The sequence below is a fragment of the Sphingomonas sp. LaA6.9 genome, assembly GCF_022601895.1.
In the GTDB taxonomy this organism is placed as follows: domain Bacteria; phylum Pseudomonadota; class Alphaproteobacteria; order Sphingomonadales; family Sphingomonadaceae; genus Sphingobium_A.
Genome location: NZ_JAKVIO010000001.1, coordinates 32,466 through 51,406 on the forward strand (window position 1 = coordinate 32,466; position 18,941 = coordinate 51,406).

Sequence of the window (18,941 nt, forward strand, 5' to 3'; positions counted from 1 at the left end):
TACACGCAACATGGTCCGTCCTATCGGATTTCTCGTCGGCCTCGGCTTTGTCGGGGTCCTGCTCTGGTCGCTCCTCTGGGGTGCGGTAGCCTATGTGAAGGAACCGCCGCAGCCGACCGCGGAGCACGAGTTCCACCTTCACCCCAAGAAGATCGACTGGTCGTTCAACGGCCCGCTCGGCAAATATGACCGTGGCCAGCTCCAGCGTGGTTTTCAGGTCTACAAGGAAGTCTGCGCGGCGTGCCACTCGCTCCGCCTCGTCTCCTTCCGCGACCTCCAGGATCTCGGCTATTCCGAGGGCCAGGTGAAGACCATCGCGAGCGAATGGGCGGTCGAAACGCCGTCGATCAACCCCGAAACGGGTGAAGCGGCGACGCGCAAGTCGATCCCCGCCGATCGCATTCCGGCACCCTTCGCGAACGAAGTCGCGGCGCGTGCGGGCAATGCCGGCGCACTGCCGCCCGATCTTTCGCTACTCACCAAGGCGCGTCACGACGGCTCGAATTACGTCTACTCGCTGCTGACGGGCTTCCAGAACCAGCCGGCGGAGCTTCTTAAGGAGTTCCCCGACTCCAAGACCGGCGCTGGCCTGCACTACAACCCGTATTTCGCGAACCTCAACCTCGCGATGGCGCCGCCGCTCACCAGCGAAGGTCAGGTCAGCTATTCGGACGGCACCAAACCGACCGTCGACCAGATGGCGAAGGACGTCTCGGCATTCCTCACCTGGACCGCGGAGCCCAAGCTGGAGAGCCGTCACAGCACGGGTCTCACGGTTCTGATCTTCCTGCTGTTCCTCACGGTTCTGACCTACATGGCGTACCAGAACATCTGGCGCGACAAGAAGCACTGAGAGACCACGGCCGATGAGCGCCTTCAGCGGCAATGACGATCTGAAGGCGCTCATCCGGACCATCCCCGACTTTCCGAAGCCGGGGATCCAGTTCCGGGATATCACAAGCCTGCTCCTTGACGGGGCAGGCTTTTCCGTTTGCATCGACCGTCTTGTGACCGTTGCCGAGCCGCTCCGGCTCGACCTGATCGCCGCGGTCGAGGCGCGTGGCTTCCTTTTCGGCGCCGCGCTTGCCAAGGCGCTTGGCGTCGGCATCCTTCCCATCCGCAAGCCCGGCAAGCTTCCCGGAACGCCCGTCGGCGTCGATTACGCGCTCGAATACGGCACCGACCGGCTCGAGATGCACGCGCACGACCTCCAGCCCGCGACGCGCGTCCTGATCGTCGACGACCTGATCGCGACGGGCGGCACGGTGCTGGCCACCGCCGAGCTCATCCGCAATCACGGCGGCGTCGTCGCGGGCGCGCTGTTCGTGATCGACCTGCCCGATCTCGGCGGCGCGGCGCGACTGCGCGACGCCGGCGTCGAGACGCACAGCCTGATCGCCTTCGAAGGCGACTAGACCTTGAATAGAGCCTGATTCACGCTTCCACTTCAACCGATCAGGCTCTGAACCCCACGCCCTATCCCGTTCAGCGCACGGCCTTTCCTGTCGCGAACGGTTCAGACCGTATTCAGCGCGTATTGCCCACCATCTTTGCAAGACAGGGGATGGCTGGAGAAGTCCCATGCATATGGCGCGCCTTCGTACCTTCGTACTGATCATTGCCGCCTCCGCGGGCCTCGCGGGCTGCGCCTATGATGACGGCTATGGCTATGGCGGCGTTTCGGTCGGCTATGGCACGGGCGGGTGGTACGACCCCTGGTATTATGACGATTATTATCCCCGCCATTATGGATGGTATGACGGCTTCTATTATCCGGGCGCCGGTTATTATGTTTATGACCGCAAGGGCCATCGCCATCGCTGGTCCGACGGGCATCGCCGCCACTGGGAAGGCCGCCGGCATGCATGGCGCGGCAATGACGACGGGCCGCGCGAAAACTGGCGCGGTTACCGTCGTGACCTGCAGGCGGGGGATCTCGCCAATCCCGGCCGCGCCGACGGTCGTCCGGCATGGCGCGGCGAAGACCGGCGCGATTTCCGCCGCGACCGAGGCGATGCCAGGCGTGACCTGCGCGCCGAGGATTTTGCCAACCCCGGCCGCGGCGTAGACCGATCTGCGGTGAGCAGGCAGGATCGGGGCGGCTTCCGTCGCGATCCGCGTGCTCAGGACCGCGCCGATCCGGGCCGCGGTGTCGACCGGTCCCCAGGGCGCCAGCGCAGCGAGGCAGTGCGTGCGCAGCCGCAGCGCGTCGAGCGCGGCGAGGGCAGGGGCATGTCGGCGCGCGCACGTTCGGGCGAGAGGAGCAGCACCGGTCGCGGTGGCGGATCCCGCCAGCGGGATTGAGGGCTAACGCCGGCAATGCGGTGTGTCCCGACGTCTAACGCGAAAGGGCTGCGTGCACCCGATCTCGGTCAACGCGCCATCGCGGTCCCTGTCTGGAAGCGATCGTTCGCTCGCCTGCGCGGTGATGCTCTCGCCGGTGGTCGATCTCAGGGCCGCCAGCCGCCAGTCCGCTCAGCCCCGTGCCGCACATCGCGCCGCCGCTGTCCTACACATCATGTTCATGTCATGTTCCGCGCCCGGCTCGTTATGCCGGCCTCGTGGCGGGGAAGGATCGACATGGCGCTTTGTGAGAAGTTTGTGAATCTAAGAGGCGGATTCGTGAATCTAAGGCGCGGATCGGGGCGGCGGCGCCGCCACCTCGATGATCCCCGCGGCGATCGTCGCGGTGACGGGTGTCTTCGCCAGCACCTCGCCGTCGATCGAGATGGCGAGCGGCGGTTCGGTCGCGATGTGCAGCCGCTGCCCGGCGAAACTCTCGACCGTTTCCTTGCGCGCTTCCAGCCGGAAGAAGCTGGTAAACCAGTTCCAGATCAGGTGGCGCTTCACATGACCCGTCACCGCCTGGACCACAATCTCGCCGCTGTCGGGTCGGGCGTCGTCGACCAGTTCGGTGCCGCCATGGTGGCCGCCATTTGCGATGCGCACCTCGACCACTTTCAATCTTTTGGCATCCGCCCCTTCGCCGACGATCAGCGTGAACGGCTTGAAGTGGAAGAACTGCCAGCTCGCCCAGAGCAGATAGCCGAAGCGCCCGAGCCATGCCTTCAGCCCGTGCGGCACGGTCTCGGCGATCAGCGGAGAGATTCCGATCGCGGCGCAGTTGGCGAAATAGTCGCCGTCGATCCTGCCGAGGTCGATTCGCCGGAAATGACCCGTGCGGATCACGTCCATCGCACCCTCGAGGTCGAGCGGGATGCCGAGCGTGCGCGCGAAGCTGTTGGCGGTCCCCAGCGGCAGTACGCCGAGCGCGGCGCCGTGCCCGACAAGATGGTCGACGAGGCCGCTGATCGTCCCGTCGCCGCCGCCGAGGATCAGCAGATCGGGATTCTCGTCGAGCGCGCGCCTGACCGTTGCGTCGAGCATGGTTGGCTTGCGCACGGCATAGGCCTTGACCGGAAAATCGAGCCTCTTTGCGAGTTCGCGCGCCCTGCGAAAGAGCTTGCGACCCTTGCGCGACTTGGCGTTGACGATCAGGGCCGCGGAACGAATGGTGCGCATCGCGCGCATAACGCGTCAAATTCGCTGTTGGCGCAAGCAACTTGCACCGACTCGCGCGATGGTCGAAAGCGTAGCGCCATGACTGCATCCTTCCCCGCGCTCCGCCTTCGTCGTCCCCGTGCCACCGCCTGGAGCCGCGCGCTCCACGCCGAGACGGTGCTGACCCCCGCCGATCTGATCTGGCCGCTCTTCGTCTGCGAAGGGCAGGGGCAGGAGGAGCCGGTGGCGAGCCTGCCCGGCGTGTCGCGCTGGTCGGTCGACCTGATGGTCGAGCGTGCGCGCGAAGCGCATGACCTTGGCATTCCGTGCCTCGCGCTGTTTCCCAACACGCCGCACGGGCTGCGCAGCCAGGATGGCGCCGAGGCGCTCAATCCCGACAATCTGATGTGCCGCGCGACGCGCGCAATCAAGGATGCCGTGCCCGAGATCGGCATCCTTACCGACGTCGCGCTCGATCCCTATACCGCGCACGGCCATGACGGGCTGGTCGATGAAGCCGGCTATGTGCTCAACGACGAGACAAGCGAGGTCCTGGTAAAACAGGCGCTCAACCAGGCGCGCGCGGGCGCGGACATCATCGCGCCCTCCGACATGATGGACGGCCGCGTCGGCGCGATCCGCGAGGCGCTCGAGGACGAGCGCTTCGTCAACGTCCAGATCATGGCCTATTCGGCCAAATACGCCTCGGCATTCTACGGTCCCTTCCGCGATGCGGTAGGTTCGCGGGGGCTGCTGAAGGGCGACAAGAAGACCTATCAGATGGATCCCGCCAATGCCGAGGAGGCGCTGCGCGAGGTCGAGGCCGATCTGATCGAGGGCGCGGACAGCGTGATGGTGAAGCCGGGGTTGCCCTATCTCGACATCATCCGCCGCGTGAAGGACACCTTCCAGGTGCCCGTCTTCGCCTATCAGGTGTCGGGCGAATACGCGATGATCGAGACCGCCGTCGCCGCGGGCGCCGCCGATCGCGACGCGATGGTTCTGGAAACACTGATGGCGTTCAAGCGCGCGGGCTGTTCGGGCGTGCTCACCTATCACGCAGCCCACGCCGCGCGACTGCTTCAGCGCTGAGTTGGGGTTAAAGCGAACGGGATATTAACCATAGCCCTGTTAGACGGTTTGTATTGGCCGGCATGACGGGGGAACGAGTGGCAACATTGGCTGCGGCACCGGCAATGACGCGCTTCCGCATCGGCGGGGCCGTCTTCCTCGCCACCATATTGACCGGATCCTTCCTGCTGTTCCTCGTCCAGCCGATGATCGCGCGGATGGCCTTGCCACGGCTTGGCGGCGCGCCGGCGGTATGGAACAGCGCCATGCTGGTCTATCAGGCGCTGCTGCTGGGCGGCTATGCCTATGCGCACGCGCTTGGTCGGTTTCGCCCCGTACGACAGGCGATGATCCATGTCGCGTTGCTCGCCGCCGCCGCGCTCTGGCTGCCCATCGGGCTTGCCGCGACGAACCCGCCCGCCGATGCCAGCCCGGTTCTGTGGGTGCCGTGGCTGCTTGCGCTCTCGATCGGGCCGCTCTTCTTCGCGGTCGCGGCGCAGGCACCGCTCATGCAGCGCTGGTACGGTATCGCGAGCGGGGGGCGGGATCCTTATGCGCTTTACGCGGCCTCCAATCTGGGGAGCTTCGGCGGGCTGATCGCCTATCCCCTGATCGTCGAGCCGCGGATGACGCTTGCGCAACAGAGCTGGCTCTGGAGCACGGGCTATGCGGCGCTTGGCGTGCTGGTTGTCGCCTGTGCGCTGTTGCTGCCGCGCGCCGGGTCGCCCGGCGAACCGGTGGCGTCGGCGCAGCCGAGCGTACGACCGGGGCGTCGGCGGCAACTCCACTGGGTACTCCTTTCCGCGGTGCCGTCGGGGCTGATGCTTTCGACGACCACGCATATGACCACCGATATCGTGGCGATGCCATTGCTCTGGGTGATCCCGCTCGGTCTCTATCTGCTGAGCTTCAGCGTGGCATTTGCCGAGAGGCGCGGGCTAGCCGATATGGTGACGCGACTTGGGCCCTTCGTGATCCTTGTTTTCGGCGGCATGGCGATCGCGAATCCCTATGACCCGCTGGTCGCAGCGGGCCTTGGGCTGGCGCTGCTCTTTGTCGTCGCCACCGCGCTGCACACCCAGATGTATCGTCTGCGCCCGGCAGCGGATCGCCTGACCGGATTCTACCTTGCGATGTCAGTCGGGGGTGTGGTCGGCGGGCTGTTCGCGGCGCTGATCGCGCCCGTCGTCTTCGACTGGACCTATGAGCATCCGCTGCTGATACTGGCGGCGGCGTTGCTGGTGCCGCAACACGCCCTGACCGCGAGGTTGGGCCGGCTGTGGGGAACAGGACAGCGGCGGAGGATCATGACGTTGCTGGTAGCGCTGCTCGCATCGGTCGCGGTGATGTCAGTGACGGTGTTTCAGGGCAGTGGTTTGATCGGCGCGCTGGCGATGACGACGCTGTACGTGCTTGGCTTCATCGCGATTGGAAATCCGGTCGCGTTCACCGCGACCGTCGCCGCATCGCTCCTGATCTGGGGCGGCCTCCAGTCGATCCAGCTTTCTCTCCGCGGTGAACTGCGCAGCCGGAGCTATTTCGGCGTCTACACCATCACGGAAAGCGCCGGCGACAAACGCCAGATTTCGCACGGCACAACCGTCCACGGCATCCAGTCGCTGCGACAGGGCGACGAGACCGAGCCCAGCGCCTATTACGCCCGGGCTTCGGGCATCGGCCGTGCAATGACGCATGTCGAGCCACTCTTCGGTCCTCACGCCCGCATCGGCGTGGTCGGGCTCGGCGCCGGCACGCTCGCCTGTTATGCGAGACCCGGACAGGCATGGCGTTTCTATGAGATTGATCCGGAAGTCGTGCGGATCGCTCGTGATTCAGGGCAGTTCAGCTTTCTCTCGCGCTGCACGCCCGACGTACCGGTTGATATCGGGGATGCCCGGCTGACGCTTGCTGCAGCGGCTCCGGGCAGTCTTGATCTTCTGGTTCTCGACGCCTTTTCATCGGATGCGATTCCGGCGCACCTGCTGACGCGCGAGGCACTTGAAAGCTATCGCCGCGTCCTTGCGCCCAACGGGCTGATCATGGTTCACATTTCCAATCACTATCTGGATCTGGAACCCATGCTGGCGGTAACCGCGATGCCGCAGTGGCATGCGCGGCGGCTCGACTATCGCCCCGATGCCGAGGCGCAGCGTCGCTATTTCAGCGCGGTGTCGCACTGGGTCGCGCTTTCGCCCGACGCCGACACCATTACGCGCCTCTCCGCGGACGATCCAGATTGGCGAACATTGCGATCCCGGCCGGACATCCGGCCTTGGACGGATGACTTCTCCAGCATATTGCCGCTACTCGTAAAGTGAGACGAGTCGGACATCGGAGAAACAATGGGCGCGATCATCGCCGAGACCGAGCGGCTCATGCTGCGCACATGGGACGAGGCCGATATCGACGCCTTCATGGCGCATCTCAACACGCCCGCGGTGATGCGCTGGCTAGGCGGAGTGCAGACGCGCGCGGATTATGAAGCGGCGTATCAGCGCATCACCGCCTCGCAGGCGGAACACGGCCACAGCTTCTGGATCGTAGAGCGCAAGGATGACGGCGAACTGCTCGGCTTTTGCGGGCTGAAGCGCTTCAATTCGGAGGGCAGCGATCTCACAGGGAGCTTCGAGATCGGCTGGCGGCTGCGCGAGGATGCATGGGGCAAGGGCTATGCGCGCGAGGCGGCGATCGCCTCGCTCGACTACGCCTTCGACGTGCTTGGCGCGCCCTTTGTGGTGGCGCTTACGGTACAGGGCAATGCGGGTTCATGGCGGCTGATGGAGCGATTGGGCATGGAGCGGCGCACGGATCTGGACTTCGTCGATCCGCGCTATGGCCCGGAGCTCAATCCGACAATCATCTACAGAATCGGGAGCGATCAATGGAAGGCGTGAGCATCATTCCCTTCAACGGGAAGACCCCGAAGATCGACCCTTCCGCCTTTGTCGCGCCCGGCGTCCGTCTGATCGGCGATGTCGAGATCGGGCCCGAGGCGAGCATCTGGTACAATTGCGTGCTCAGGGCCGACGTGAATTTCATCCGCATCGGCGCGCGCTCGAATATCCAGGATGGCACGGTCATCCATTGCGATTCGGGTCGCACGGGCACCGGTGGCTACCCGACCATCATAGGCGACGACGTCCTTGTCGGCCATATGGCGATGCTCCACGGCACGACAGTCAGGGATCGCGGTTTTGTAGGGCTGGGTGCGATCGCGATGGACGGCACGGTCATCGAATCGGGCGGCATGCTCGCCGCGGGTGGCATGCTGACCCCGCACAAGTCGATCGGCGCAAATGAGATGTGGGGCGGGCGCCCCGCCAAACTGATGCGCACGCTCACCGAAGAGCAGGTGGCGGGCAATCTGCTGGGCGTGGGGGGCTATGTGATGCTCGCCAAGGCGCACAAGGCCGAGATCAAGGGTTGCTGAGCGCCGCCTGAAGCGCTGCGAGCCGCGCGATCTGCCGGTTGTTGAGCGATTCGACCTCGCCACGCGCGGCGAATGCCTCCTCTATGCCGCCTACCCTGGCGTCCTGCGTCGCCTTGTCGGCGAGCGCGACATAGAGCGAGTCGAGTTCTGCCAGTGCGGCCGCGGTCGGAGCGCGCGCGCCGTCCAGCGCAGAAAGCTGCTGTTGCGCAGCAATCCATGATTCGGATGCGGCGGCGGCGCCACGCGCGGCGGTGACGGCGCGTTCGGTCTGGCCGAGAATGGCCGCAAAGGCCGATTCCCCGTCGCGCGCCTGCTTGAGCAACCGGCCCAGATCGGCTTTGAGCGCCGCATCGGCGGGCGCTGGCGGAGCAGGTTCCGGCGTCTCGATCGCATCGGTGCGCTGTTCGATCGGGCGCGGCGCAAGCGAAGGGGAATCCGCGCCTTCGGTGGCGCAGCCAACGAGCAGATATGGGAGGACGAATGCGGAGACGCGGATTTTTTTCATGTCCGTTACCTAAACGCGCAAGAAAATGGCTGCAACGGACTTGCGCTACCTGCGCTTGCCCCGTAAGAGCCCCTCCACACCGCGCGCCCGTAGCTCAGCTGGATAGAGCATCAGACTACGAATCTGAGGGTCGGACGTTCGAATCGTTCCGGGCGCGCCAATTTTTCCAACAGCAACGATGCTCCGCGACCTGAAGGTCGCGTCCCTTCAACCCGGCCGCCCATGGCACCGGCGGGATCGAACAATAAGTTGCAACGCTGTTAGCCTTTCTGGCTTCGCTCCGGGGCTGATCCGCCATATTGAGCGGCGGCCTTCCGACATGACCCCAGACGAGCGGTGGCGACACATGTATCGGGCGCCACCATGAAAGATCTGTCGCATCTGTTGTTCGGGCCATTGCTGGCGGGCGCCAGTCTGCGCGACAGGCTGATCGCCTGTCTCGGAGCCTTTATCGGCATCGCGCTTGCGGCAATCACCTGCGTCGAGATGTCACCACTCGCATCGGTCACGCTGATTGCGCCGATCGGCGCATCGGCGGTGCTTCTGTTCGCCGTGCCGTCGAGCCCTCTGGCGCAGCCCTGGTCGATCATCGGCGGCAATATCGTGTCGATGACGGTGGGCATTGCGATCGCGCATCTCGATGCCGGGCCATTGGTCGAGGCCGGGCTCGCGGTTTCCGGCGCCATTCTTGCGATGTCCGTGCTGCGCTGTCTTCATCCGCCGGGCGGGGCTGTGGCGCTGAGCGTCGTATTGGGCAGTAGCGACATGCTGACCGCCGCCGATCATATCGTCGTTGCCGCACCGGTCGTCGTGAACTCTCTGGCCCTCGTCCTGATCGGGTGGTTCTTCCACCGCTATTCGGGCCACTCCTATCCGCATCGCGCCGTGCCCGTGATGTGGAAAGAACTGCCGCCCGCGCCAGCGGCCGGAGTGTTGCTGGACGATATCGACAAGGCGCTTGAGGAACTGGGCGAAACCTTCGACGTCAGTCGTGAGGATCTTGCCGTGCTGCTCGCGCGTGCGGAGGTCCACGCCGATCGTCGCCGAAGTCGATTGGCGGCGACCGAGATGGCTGGGCCGGCAGTTGTCGGGGCGCCGGATTGGCGCAAGCGGGCATAGATCGCGCCTCGCCAGAGATCGGCCGCGCGGCTCCCGTTGGACGCTAGACGAGCCTGCCGGCAATGCTGACGAACAGCGCAATGCCGGCAAACGACATGACGAGTGCCATTATCAGGACGGGGCGCCCCAGCCTGAACTCCTCGACCCTGTTCAGATCCCTGAGTGTCGTCCAGTAGCTGATCGTTCCAAGCACCATCGCTGCCGTGCCCATGCCTGCCAGGAACAAGCCCACGCGCTGGGGGCTGTGCGAGGCAGCGATTTCATTGTGCTCCGCCAGAGCGTCCAGAAACTTGTAGATCGTGAAGCCGAAGCTGAGCATCGACAGCGAGGTGCGGATCCACGCCATCAGCGTGCGATCGGCCGCCATGACAGTGCGCATCTCACCCATGTCGCTGGGCAGCGCGTGCCGCTTATGTGCTGAACCCGTTTCCGCCGCCGCCATCGAGATCTCCCGGACATGTCGTGGCTGGACCGCTTGCTCGACCAGCGAATGTTGTAACGACGAAGGCACAATCGCCATGCCGTTGCTGGCGATCGTAATCCGGCAGCGCATCGCTTTAAATCCGGGGTTTTCCCGATGCAAAAATGGCGCGGCACCTCGCCGGGCAAGGTCAATGAAAATCGCGTGATTTGGGCAAAATCCGCACATTGCGCGGATGGCTGTGGCCGCGCGGGATCTGGGGGTGCGTCACCTCATCGGCATGTGCGAGTTCGGGGCGGACGGGCGGGCCTTCCGAAAGCCCGTCGAGCATAGCGGTGCGATCGTGCACGCGGTTGGCCATCAGGTGGATGACGCCCTCCTTGCTGCGCTGGACCTCGCCCTCGACGAGCATCAGTCGTGCCGACATCACCGCACGACGATAGCGTTCGAACTGCCGCGCCCAGAGCAGCACGTTGGTGATCCCCGTCTCATCCTCGAGCGTGATGAAGATCGCATTGCCCTTGCCCGGGCGCTGACGGATCAGGACGATGCCCGCAGTCCGCACCAGCGCGCCGTTGCGCGCAGCAGCAGTGTCGGCGCAGCTCAACACGCCCTCGCGCACGAAATCGCTGCGCAGGAAGGTCATGGGATGGCCTTTGAGCGACAGGCGCGTCATCTGGTAGTCGGTGAGGACATGGTCGACCGGCAGCATTTCGGGTAGATCGGCATCGGGTTCTTCGGCCAGTTCGGCTGCGTGCGCCGCGGCGAAGAGCGGCAACGCGCCCTGCGGCGTGCGCCGCGCCTCCCATAGCGCGTTGCGTCGGCCGAGCCCGATCGAGCCGCAAGCATCGGCGTCGGCAAGAAGACGCAGCGCGCGCGAGGGAAGGCCCGCGCGTTGCGCCAGTTGCTCGATCTGCGTGAAGCCGGAGCCACGAGCGCCGGCCAGTGCATTCGCCCAATCCTCTCGAAACCCCTCGATCTGGCGGAAGCCCAGCCTGAGCGCGAGCTGGCCAGCGTCGCGGTGTTCAAGGCTATTGTCCCAGCCGCTTGCATTGATGTCGACGCCGCGCACCTCGACGCCATGTTCGCGCGCGTCGCGGACGAGCTGCGCGGGCGCGTAGAAGCCCATGGGCTGGGAATTGAGCAGCGCGCAGGTGAACACAGCCGGATGATGGCATTTGATCCACGCCGAGACATAGACGAGCTTGGCGAAGGACTGGGCATGGCTCTCGGGAAAGCCATAGCTGCCGAAACCCTCAATCTGCTTGAAGCAGCGTGCCGCGAAATCGGGCTCATAGCCGCGCGCGACCATGCCGTTGATCAGCTTGTCGCGATATTCGTGGATCGTCCCGACATTGCGGAAGGTCGCCATCGCGCGGCGCAGGCCATTGGCTTCGTCGGGGGTGAAGTTCGCAGCCACGATCGCGAGCTTCATCGCCTGTTCCTGAAACAGCGGCACGCCGAAGGTCTTGTCGAGAACGTTCCTGAGTTCATCGGCCGGGTAGGGCGCGCGGGGAGAGGGTACGATCGCGGGTTCCTCGCCATTGCGCCGCCGCAAATAGGGATGGACCATGTCACCCTCGATCGGTCCCGGGCGCACGATCGCGACCTGGATGACGAGATCGTAGAATTCGCGCGGGCGCAGCCTCGGCAGCATGTTGATCTGCGCGCGGCTTTCGACCTGGAAGACGCCGATGCTGTCGCCCCTGCAGAGCATGTCGTAGACTGCGGGATCGGTCTCCTGCAGCGATCTCAGCTGGTAATCGCCAAGTTCCTGTTCGCGCAGCAGGTCGAAGCTCTTGCGGATGCAGGTGAGCATGCCCAGCGCAAGCACATCGACCTTCATCAGCCCGAGCGCGTCGATATCGTCCTTGTCCCATTCGATGAAGGTGCGGTCATCCATCGCGGCATTGTGGATCGGGACGGTCTCGTCGAGCCGGTCCTCGGTGAGCACGAAGCCGCCGACATGCTGCGAAAGGTGGCGTGGAAATTCGAGGAGTTGCTCCACGATCGCCTTCAGCCGCGCAATCTCGGGATTGGCGAGATCGAGCCCCGCCTCGGCGTAGCGCTGATCCGGAATCTCGCTCGCATAACTGCCCCAGCTTGTATTGGCGAGCTGCGCGGTCACGTCCTCGGATAGCCCCAGCGCCTTGCCGACCTCGCGGATCGTGCTGCGCGAGCGGTAATGGATCACCGTCGCGGCGATCCCCGCGCGCGCGCGACCGTAGCGGCGATAGACATATTGCATCACCTCCTCGCGGCGCTCGTGCTCGAAATCTACGTCGATATCGGGGGGCTCTCCGCGCTCCTCGGAAAGGAAGCGGGTGAAGAGCAGGTTGTTTTCGATCGGGTCGATCGCGGTGATGCCCAGCAGATAGCAGACCAGCGAATTGGCCGCCGATCCACGCCCCTGACAGAGAATCGGCGGTGTACTGGTCTTCGCGAAGTTCACGATGTCGTGGACGGTCAGGAAATAGCAGGCGAAGCCGCATTTGCGGATGAGGCCGAATTCTTCGTCCAGCACCTCGCAGCAGCGCGCTGGAATGCCCTTGGGATGGCGTCGATGCGCTTCGGCCATCACCATATGTTCGAGCCAGTCCTGCGGGCTCCAGCCCTCGGGCACGGGCTCGTGGGGATATTCGTAGCGCAGGTCGTCGAGCGTGAAAGAGATGCGCTCGAGCAACCTGCAAGTCTCGGCGACGGCCTCGGGGCAATCGCGGAACAGCCGCGCCATTTCCTCGGGGGCTTTCAGATGGCGTTCGGCGTTGGCCGCGAGCAGCCGGCCCGCGTTGCGGATCGTGACGCCCTCGCGGATGCAGGTGACGATATCGTGGAGCGGACGCTGTTCGGGCGCGGTGTAAAGCGCATCATTGGTGGCGATCAGGGGGATTCCCGTGCGCGCGGCGAGCTGCATTCGGCTCGCCAGCACCCGGTGGTCGCGGCCCTGGCGCAGCATAGTCGCGCCCAGCCACACCGCGTCCGGGCGTTCGCGCGCGAGCCGGCGCAGCACGAACTCGTGCTGTTCGTCGGCCATCGCGATCAGCAGCAGGTCCTCGCAATGCACGAGGAGGTCGTCGAAGCGCAGGATGCAGTCGCCCTTTTCGGCGCGCAGATTGCCCAGCGTCAGCAACCGCGTCAGTCGTCCCCAGCCATAGCGGGTGGCCGGATAGGCGATGATGTCGGGGGTTCCGTCGGCAAAGACCAGCCGCGCGCCGACGATCAGGCGGAAATCGATATGATCGCCCCGCTTCTGCCGAGCCTTGCGCAGCGCAACGTGCGCGCGCACCACGCCCGCAACGGTGTTGCGATCGGCGATGCCGATGCCCGTCATGCCGAGGTCTATCGCATGGCCGACCATATCCGATGGAGGCGACGCGCCGCGCAGGAAGGAATAATTGGTCGCGGCGACCAGTTCGGCGAAGCGCGTGCTCATGCGAACAGACCGTGCATGTACCAGCCGGGGTCGGGCTTTTGTTCGTACAGGCCGTGGCGGAAGATCCAGAAGCGGCGGCCGCGCGCATCCTCGACGCGGTAATAGTCGCGGGTGAGGCCGGGCTTGTCGGTAGCGCCATCGCGTCTGCGCCACCATTCGCTTGCGATCCGTTCGGGGCCTTCGAAACGACGGACTTCATGCAGCGCGCGTCGCCAGCGGAAACGGTGCGGCGGACCGTCGGGCACCTCGGCGATCACCTCGATCGGTTGGGGCGGATCAAACAGATGGAGCGGGCGCATCTGCGGCTCACCGGGCATGGAAACGGGCCAGAGGGAGGTCGGCGTGCCCGTCTCGACCGCGGGCAATGCGAGTTGCGCCTGTTCGGGAATATGGGTGTCGTGCGATATGAAACGACGGACGCGCCCGCGCCCCAGCCTTGTGCTCAGCCGGTCGATCAGCGCGGCGACCTGCGCCTCGTTGGCCGCGCCGCCTTCGAGCTTGAGCTGCGCGGCCGCCAACGGCTCGACTACGGGTACAGCCAGCCGGATCAGATCAAAGCCGAAACCCGGATCGATCGGATCGCAGAGCGCGTCGATCCTTTCGCGGAAGAGCCGCATCACGCGCCTGGGATCGCGTGTCGGCTGCCCCGTTTCCACGCCAAGCATACGCGCGAGCCCGTCGCTGCGGAAGAATGCCGCCTCGAAACGTCGGCCCCCGCATTTGCGTTCCTCGAGCTGGCATGCTGCCTCGGCGACGAGTTCGCCGAGCACGGCAAGTGCATATTCGGTACGTGCGATGGGTTCCGCGAAACGGCGTTCGACCAGAATCATCGGTAGCGCATGGCGCGGTGCAATCGGCCTGTGGGCCTCGCCGAGCAGATGGCGCAATGCATCGACAGCATCGCCTCCGAAGCGCGCAGCGATCGCAGCCATCGGTCGCGATGCGAGATCGCCAATGGTCTTCAGCCCCGCGCGTATCAGCCCTTGCGTCGCCTCTGGCGCAAGCTCAAGCGCCGCAACGGGCAGCCGCCGAATGGCCGCTGCCTCGTCGGGTGCGGGCAGCGTCTGATGGCGCGCAAGCGCATGCGCTGCGGCAGGGGTGGCAGCAGTCGCATGACGCAAGGTCACCCCCAGCGCGGCGCAGCGGGCCTCGAGATCCGCCGCAAGTGCGCGCTCACCGCCAAACAGGTGCGCGCATCCCGCAATATCGAGGATCAGCCCGTCGGGCGGATCGAGCGCCACCATCGGCGTATAGCGCGTACAACCACCGGCAATGCGCTCCAGCCAGTCCTGATCGGCATGGTCGTCGCGCTCGAAAATGAGCAGATCGGGGACGCGCGAGCGTGCGTCGGCAAGCGCGATGCCGGGCATAAGCCCAAGCGACTGCGCACGCCTGTCCACTGCCGAAAGCCTGAGCGCGCCCTTGATCTTTTCGACAAAGGCCAGCGGCGCATCAGGCGCTGCGGCGCAGTTCCCGGGCGGCCGGCGCCTCAGCCGATCCGTGGGTAGAAAGGGGAACCAGAGCGCCAGATAGCGCCGGTTCACGGAAGACACATTGGTCACGGTCCCACTCCACGCGCCAGCGCATGCCCGATGGACCCGAGCGCCGGCGTAACAATTCGATTTCGAACAACGCCGGCCCGGGCGCATCGGCTTCGAGCGCGACGGATTGAGCGGAGCGAACCGCCCAGCGCGTATCGGCCGCGCTCGGCATGGCGCGCGCCTCGATCCGGAGCAGGATCACCGTCACCCCCGATTGTTCGGCGGCAAGCGCCAGTCGCCGGCTCGCGGTAAGATCGAGCGCGGGGCATTGCCCCCAGCATTCGACGACCAGCGCTCCCAGACCTACGCATCGTGCGGCATCTGCGGCGCCACGGAGAAGCTCGGCCGGGTTTGGTGCGAGCGCGATCAGCAAGGCGTCGGGATCGCCTCCCAGCTCGGCCAGTCCCGGCGCGTAAAGTCGTCCGCAACGTCGTTCGGCCTCATCGGTCCTGAGCCACAGGATCGGTGCGCCGGAATGACGCGAACGCAGCGCGAGCATCGCAGCAAATCCGGCCGTGCTGGCGGCGTCGTTATGTTCGTCCGCGAACAGCTCATGAACCCGCCCGCGCGCCAGCCCGCCACCTAGCGCTGTATCGAGCGCATCATGCCCGGTGGGGAAGCGCCCGTCCTGGTGGACCTGGTGCACACCGGAGATTCCGGCGATGCGGCGCCTCAACATGGCAATAGGATTGGACGACTCTCTCATATATGTTCACGTTATGTTCCAATTGCGCCTTTTGATCGTCCTTTGTCAAGCGAACCTCGACGCCACAAAAAGGGGTGATGCACGCAATTCCCGAAAAAACTGCACGCCATTGTGCAACTGTGCGCTGGCGCATTGCGGAACCCGACACCCTCCAGTAATTACGCATGCATATGTCACGGCGCAGAAAAATGCCGGGTCGCGCAGATTCAGGGAGCTTTTGCATGAACCGGTATGCACGTATTGGACTGATTTCGGGCACGGCGCTGGCGGCCGGCTGGATCGCTTTCGGCCCCACCATTGCCCAGAAGACCGCAGCCACGCCTCCGATCGCGCGCTATGTCATGAACGTCAGCACGACGACCGGCATGGGCGGCGCCAGTGCAATCAGCATGATGATGGGCGGTGGCGCCAATCGCGAGACCCACACAGTCGCGCTGAGACTGGGCTCACGCAACGCAGCACCGCCCGGAGCTCCCAAGGCGGATCATTTCCCGCCCGAAACCGCCAGGATGGGCAAGGTGCTGCCGCTTGTCACGCCGTCCACTGGCACGTCCGAAGAGACGACGCAGTTTGAACGGCCCAAGGGGCGCCTGCTTCTGTACTGGGGCTGCGGCGCAAAGGCCGGACCGGGCCAGCCTGTCATCATCGATTTTGCTAAGGTGGCAGCGGGCCAGATGCCGCCCAATTTTTTCTCCACGCGCGTTCCGGTCGATCAGGGGCCATCGGCATCCAACAGCAAGACCTTTGGCTGGTGGCCGAGCGCCAAGGGCGGGCAGCAACCCGGCAAGGGATCGACGCTCATCGGTGAGCATCGTGTCGCCGGCAACTATACGCCCGAGATCAAGTTCAACCTCGCGCAGGATTACATGCCCGGAATCACAGGGCGTTCCAACGAACTGCCGGGCGGCGCCACCAATATCAGCTGGAATTCGGTGACGGGCGCCACGGGCTATTACGCCTGGGCCTTCGGCGCCAAGACCGACGGTGGAAACACCGGCGATTTCGTCTGGTGGACGTCCTCCGCGACACGCGAATTCGGAGGTGGGCTGTGGGACTGGTTGCCCCCTGAGACCGTACGCCGCCTGATCGGTGAAAAGGTGGTCATGCCGCCGACGCAGACGAGCTGCACCATTCCTGCCGAGGTGAAGGCGGCCGCTCCGGGCTTCCTGATGTCGAGCCTTTACGCTTACGGCCCCGAGGCCAACTTCGCCTATCCGCCGCGTCCGGCAAATCCCGCGACGCCGTGGAAGCCCGAATGGACGACGCGCGTGCGCTTCCGTTCGACGACGATGTGGATGATCGGCGGTCCCGACATGGGCGACATGGGTGACATGTCGGCCGCGGACGATACCGGGGAGGCGCAGCCAAAGAAGAAGTGCAAGAAGAAGGGCGGCCTTGGTGGTCTCGGCGGGGTGCTCAGCGGCGCATTGGGCGTCCCCGGCGACGGCTGCTGACATGGATATCAACGCGCATGAAGCGCGTTGACGCCACGATTGCGCTGCTGGCGGGCCTGTCGTTCTTTGCGTTCGGCGTCGGGATCTCGATGGGGATTCCGGTACTCTTCATCGTCGGCGGAATGGCCGCCGCGGCTGCCGCGGTGCTATGGGTGGTGCGCAGCGACAGCTGAATGGGCGCTGGCCCCCGCACGCCTGAGCGCGAGCGCGTCGAAGATCATTGCGCCGGCCATGAACACCGCACCGGTGCATGCCAGACACAGCAGATAGCCGCCGACTCCCGGAAACTGGGCCATATAGTCCTTGCCGCGTTCCATCGCGCCGGCTGCGAGCGCGTAGATGATAAGGCAGGCTTCGAAACGGGTTTTGATGACGAAGAGTCGCTTGATCCGGGTCCACATGCCCGAGAGTTAAGCAAGGGGCGCGCCAGTCGCTGAATCCCGCGCCAATTTCTTAACGGCAATGGTTAGCTGTAAGTTAATCCGACGGCTTCAGGCCAGCTCCACCAGATCGAGCACCTCCAGCAAGGCGCGCCGCGCCGCGCGCACCTGATCGACCAGCGCAGGGGAATCGATCGCGCTTGCGTCGATCGTCTCGGGCCAGTGTGCCGCGACGACCGCCTCGATCGCTGCAAGGCGGGCGTCATCGACCAGAAAGCGCGGATCGACCGTTGCCGGGTCGCACACGACGCGCAGGCGCAGGCAGGCCGGGCCTCCGCCATTGGCCATGGACTGGCGGACATCGACGGGTTCGAGCCGCCGGATCGGGCCATTCCCAGCCACGTGCTCCTCAAGCCAGTTCCACACCGAAGGCGTGTCGCGCGCCTCGGTGGGGAGGATCAGCGCCATACCCGCCCCGCCGGGCAGGGTGACGAGCTGCGCATTGAAGAGATAGGAGGTGATCGCGTCGGCAAGGCTGACGCGCGCCGCGGGTACCTCGACGATCTCGACCTCGGGCATGAGGCGGCGCAGATCGGCGTAGAAAGCGTGCTTGTCCGCAAACGCGTCCTCATGCGTGAAGAGCACCCGTTCATTGGCGACGGCCACGACGTCGTTGTGAAAGGCGCCCGCCGCGATTGCCCCTTCGGATTGCTGGACGAACAGCGTGCGCACGGGATCGAGCCCGTGGCGACGCGCAATCGCCTTCGATGCCTCGACATGCTGGCGCGCGGGGAAGGGGCCGCCGCTCTTGCCATAGACGAAGACCTCGATCGCGGCCGCGCCGTGGCTCGCGCATAGCCGCATATGGTTGGCGGCACCCTCGTCGCCAAAGGGGGCGGGGACGGGGCCGTGAACGGTAAATGCCGGTCCCGCGAAGGCGATGCGAAGCTGTGCGAGCGTGCCGGGCCATTCATGGCTGCGGTGCGGCATCGTCACCAGATTGGCGACGCTCAAATGGCAGGTGCCGTCGGCCGTGTCGGGCGCGGGCGACACGGTTGCGGCATTGGCCGCCCACATGGGCGAGGCCGAGAAGGCGCAGGCACGGATATGCGCTTCGGCGCGCGCGAAATCGGTGCCGAGGCTTTCCAGCCAGCCATTATTGGGACGGTCATGCGGGAGAAGGATGCCCTGAGTGAGGCCCAGCGCGATATTCGCGCGCATCTTGGCCAACCCCTGGATCGCCGCGGCGCGCGGCTGCGAGACATGCCCGGCGTTGCGCGCCGAGGCAAGATTGCCAATGCTCAGGCCGGCATAGTTATGGCTCGGCCCGATGATGCCGTCGAAATTGATTTCGCTGAGGGACATTCAGAACTCCGTGTG

At 65.2% G+C, this 18,941-nt stretch carries 18 protein-coding genes and 1 tRNA gene; 11 read left to right on the forward strand and 8 right to left on the reverse strand.

The genetic code is table 11. The annotated features are described in order from the left end of the window. Positions 1–10: 10 nt before the first annotated feature. The 3 genes from MKI88_RS00200 to MKI88_RS00210 all read left to right on the forward strand — a co-directional run bounded on the left by MKI88_RS00200 (position 11) and on the right by MKI88_RS00210 (position 2,304). Complete coding sequence (locus MKI88_RS00200) at positions 11–853, forward strand: cytochrome c1 (protein ID WP_241628158.1); 843 nt, start codon at positions 11–13, stop codon at positions 851–853. Positions 854–866: 13 nt separating this feature from the next. Then, positions 867–1,415 (forward strand): adenine phosphoribosyltransferase, encoded by a 549-nt coding sequence (locus MKI88_RS00205; RefSeq protein ID WP_241628160.1) that lies wholly within the window; start codon positions 867–869, stop codon positions 1,413–1,415. Between the two features lie 166 nt (positions 1,416–1,581). After that, entirely contained in the window at positions 1,582–2,304 is a 723-nt protein-coding gene (locus MKI88_RS00210) for a peptidase (protein ID WP_241628162.1), read from the forward strand. Between the two features lie 324 nt (positions 2,305–2,628). On the opposite strand, the gene MKI88_RS00215 is transcribed toward MKI88_RS00210, so the two are convergent. Continuing rightward, positions 2,629–3,522, reverse strand: a complete 894-nt coding sequence (locus MKI88_RS00215; RefSeq protein WP_241628164.1) for a diacylglycerol kinase family protein — start codon at positions 3,520–3,522, stop codon at positions 2,629–2,631. A gap of 78 nt (positions 3,523–3,600) precedes the next feature. Here MKI88_RS00215 and hemB point away from each other — a divergent pair, with 78 nt between their 5' ends. From hemB to MKI88_RS00235, 4 genes are all read left to right on the forward strand, one after another. Beyond that, the gene (gene hemB, locus MKI88_RS00220) at positions 3,601–4,593 is read left to right on the forward strand and encodes a porphobilinogen synthase (RefSeq protein WP_241628166.1); all 993 of its coding nucleotides are present in this window, start codon (positions 3,601–3,603) and stop codon (positions 4,591–4,593) included. A 104-nt stretch (positions 4,594–4,697) separates the two neighbouring features. Continuing rightward, positions 4,698–6,890 carry a fused MFS/spermidine synthase gene (locus MKI88_RS00225; protein WP_241628634.1) on the forward strand — a complete coding sequence of 731 codons (2,193 nt, stop codon included), beginning with the start codon at positions 4,698–4,700 and terminating at the stop codon, positions 6,888–6,890. Between the two features lie 24 nt (positions 6,891–6,914). Next, positions 6,915–7,466, forward strand: a complete 552-nt coding sequence (locus MKI88_RS00230) for a GNAT family N-acetyltransferase (RefSeq protein ID WP_241628168.1) — start codon at positions 6,915–6,917, stop codon at positions 7,464–7,466. After that, positions 7,454–8,002, forward strand: coding sequence for a gamma carbonic anhydrase family protein (locus tag MKI88_RS00235; protein ID WP_241628170.1), 549 nt, complete (start codon positions 7,454–7,456; stop codon positions 8,000–8,002). Before MKI88_RS00230 ends, MKI88_RS00235 begins: the two co-directional genes overlap by 13 nt. Here the strand turns inward: MKI88_RS00235 and MKI88_RS00240 are convergent. Continuing rightward, a complete protein-coding gene (locus MKI88_RS00240) occupies positions 7,989–8,507 on the reverse strand; it encodes a hypothetical protein (RefSeq protein WP_241628172.1) in 519 nt (172 codons plus the stop codon). The genes MKI88_RS00235 and MKI88_RS00240 overlap by 14 nt on opposite strands. An 83-nt stretch (positions 8,508–8,590) precedes the next feature. Here MKI88_RS00240 and MKI88_RS00245 point away from each other — a divergent pair. Continuing rightward, positions 8,591–8,667, forward strand: a tRNA-Arg gene (locus MKI88_RS00245). 203 nt (positions 8,668–8,870) lie between these two features. After that, the gene (locus tag MKI88_RS00250) at positions 8,871–9,626 is read left to right on the forward strand and encodes an HPP family protein (RefSeq protein ID WP_241628175.1); all 756 of its coding nucleotides are present in this window, start codon (positions 8,871–8,873) and stop codon (positions 9,624–9,626) included. Between the two features lie 43 nt (positions 9,627–9,669). On the opposite strand, the gene MKI88_RS00255 is transcribed toward MKI88_RS00250, so the two are convergent. The 4 genes from MKI88_RS00255 to MKI88_RS00270 are packed head-to-tail and all read right to left on the reverse strand — an operon-like array spanning position 9,670 to position 15,667. Continuing rightward, positions 9,670–10,179 carry a YidH family protein gene (locus MKI88_RS00255; protein ID WP_241628177.1) on the reverse strand — a complete coding sequence of 170 codons (510 nt, stop codon included), beginning with the start codon at positions 10,177–10,179 and terminating at the stop codon, positions 9,670–9,672. A gap of 58 nt (positions 10,180–10,237) precedes the next feature. Continuing rightward, on the reverse strand, positions 10,238–13,480 hold the full coding sequence (locus MKI88_RS00260) for an error-prone DNA polymerase (protein WP_241628179.1): 3,243 nt from the start codon (positions 13,478–13,480) through the stop codon (positions 10,238–10,240). After that, positions 13,477–15,042 (reverse strand): DNA polymerase Y family protein, encoded by a 1,566-nt coding sequence (locus MKI88_RS00265; RefSeq protein WP_241628181.1) that lies wholly within the window; start codon positions 15,040–15,042, stop codon positions 13,477–13,479. Before MKI88_RS00265 ends, MKI88_RS00260 begins: the two co-directional genes overlap by 4 nt. Then, positions 14,933–15,667 (reverse strand): ImuA family protein, encoded by a 735-nt coding sequence (locus MKI88_RS00270; RefSeq protein WP_241628183.1) that lies wholly within the window; start codon positions 15,665–15,667, stop codon positions 14,933–14,935. The genes MKI88_RS00265 and MKI88_RS00270 overlap by 110 nt, the downstream gene beginning before the upstream one ends. 281 nt (positions 15,668–15,948) lie before the next feature. On the opposite strand from MKI88_RS00270, the gene MKI88_RS00275 reads away from it, so the two are divergent. Next, positions 15,949–17,181, forward strand: a complete 1,233-nt coding sequence (locus MKI88_RS00275) for a hypothetical protein (protein WP_241628185.1) — start codon at positions 15,949–15,951, stop codon at positions 17,179–17,181. Positions 17,182–17,198: 17 nt separating this feature from the next. Beyond that, positions 17,199–17,354 (forward strand): hypothetical protein, encoded by a 156-nt coding sequence (locus tag MKI88_RS00280; RefSeq protein WP_241628187.1) that lies wholly within the window; start codon positions 17,199–17,201, stop codon positions 17,352–17,354. Here the strand turns inward: MKI88_RS00280 and MKI88_RS00285 are convergent. Continuing rightward, a complete protein-coding gene (locus tag MKI88_RS00285; protein WP_241628188.1) occupies positions 17,328–17,582 on the reverse strand; it encodes a hypothetical protein in 255 nt (84 codons plus the stop codon). The genes MKI88_RS00280 and MKI88_RS00285 overlap by 27 nt on opposite strands. A 90-nt stretch (positions 17,583–17,672) precedes the next feature. Next, positions 17,673–18,926 (reverse strand): N-succinylarginine dihydrolase, encoded by a 1,254-nt coding sequence (locus MKI88_RS00290; RefSeq protein ID WP_241628189.1) that lies wholly within the window; start codon positions 18,924–18,926, stop codon positions 17,673–17,675. Positions 18,927–18,941 lie beyond the last annotated feature (15 nt).

Bases quoted from the DNA above. Each gene is read 5' to 3' on its own strand.
- MKI88_RS00200 (WP_241628158.1), top strand. From the start codon at position 11: ATGGTCCGTCCTATCGGATTTCTCGTCGGCCTCGGCTTTGTCGGGGTC.
- MKI88_RS00205 (WP_241628160.1), top strand. From the start codon at position 867: ATGAGCGCCTTCAGCGGCAATGACGATCTGAAGGCGCTCATCCGGACC.
- MKI88_RS00210 (WP_241628162.1), top strand. From the start codon at position 1,582: ATGCATATGGCGCGCCTTCGTACCTTCGTACTGATCATTGCCGCCTCC.
- MKI88_RS00215 (WP_241628164.1), bottom strand. From the start codon at position 3,522: ATGCGCACCATTCGTTCCGCGGCCCTGATCGTCAACGCCAAGTCGCGC.
- hemB (WP_241628166.1), top strand. From the start codon at position 3,601: ATGACTGCATCCTTCCCCGCGCTCCGCCTTCGTCGTCCCCGTGCCACC.
- MKI88_RS00225 (WP_241628634.1), top strand. From the start codon at position 4,698: ATGACGCGCTTCCGCATCGGCGGGGCCGTCTTCCTCGCCACCATATTG.
- MKI88_RS00230 (WP_241628168.1), top strand. From the start codon at position 6,915: ATGGGCGCGATCATCGCCGAGACCGAGCGGCTCATGCTGCGCACATGG.
- MKI88_RS00235 (WP_241628170.1), top strand. From the start codon at position 7,454: ATGGAAGGCGTGAGCATCATTCCCTTCAACGGGAAGACCCCGAAGATC.
- MKI88_RS00240 (WP_241628172.1), bottom strand. From the start codon at position 8,507: ATGAAAAAAATCCGCGTCTCCGCATTCGTCCTCCCATATCTGCTCGTT.
- MKI88_RS00250 (WP_241628175.1), top strand. From the start codon at position 8,871: ATGAAAGATCTGTCGCATCTGTTGTTCGGGCCATTGCTGGCGGGCGCC.
- MKI88_RS00255 (WP_241628177.1), bottom strand. From the start codon at position 10,179: ATGCGCTGCCGGATTACGATCGCCAGCAACGGCATGGCGATTGTGCCT.
- MKI88_RS00260 (WP_241628179.1), bottom strand. From the start codon at position 13,480: ATGAGCACGCGCTTCGCCGAACTGGTCGCCGCGACCAATTATTCCTTC.
- MKI88_RS00275 (WP_241628185.1), top strand. From the start codon at position 15,949: ATGAACCGGTATGCACGTATTGGACTGATTTCGGGCACGGCGCTGGCG.
- MKI88_RS00280 (WP_241628187.1), top strand. From the start codon at position 17,199: ATGAAGCGCGTTGACGCCACGATTGCGCTGCTGGCGGGCCTGTCGTTC.
- MKI88_RS00285 (WP_241628188.1), bottom strand. From the start codon at position 17,582: ATGTGGACCCGGATCAAGCGACTCTTCGTCATCAAAACCCGTTTCGAA.
- MKI88_RS00290 (WP_241628189.1), bottom strand. From the start codon at position 18,926: ATGTCCCTCAGCGAAATCAATTTCGACGGCATCATCGGGCCGAGCCAT.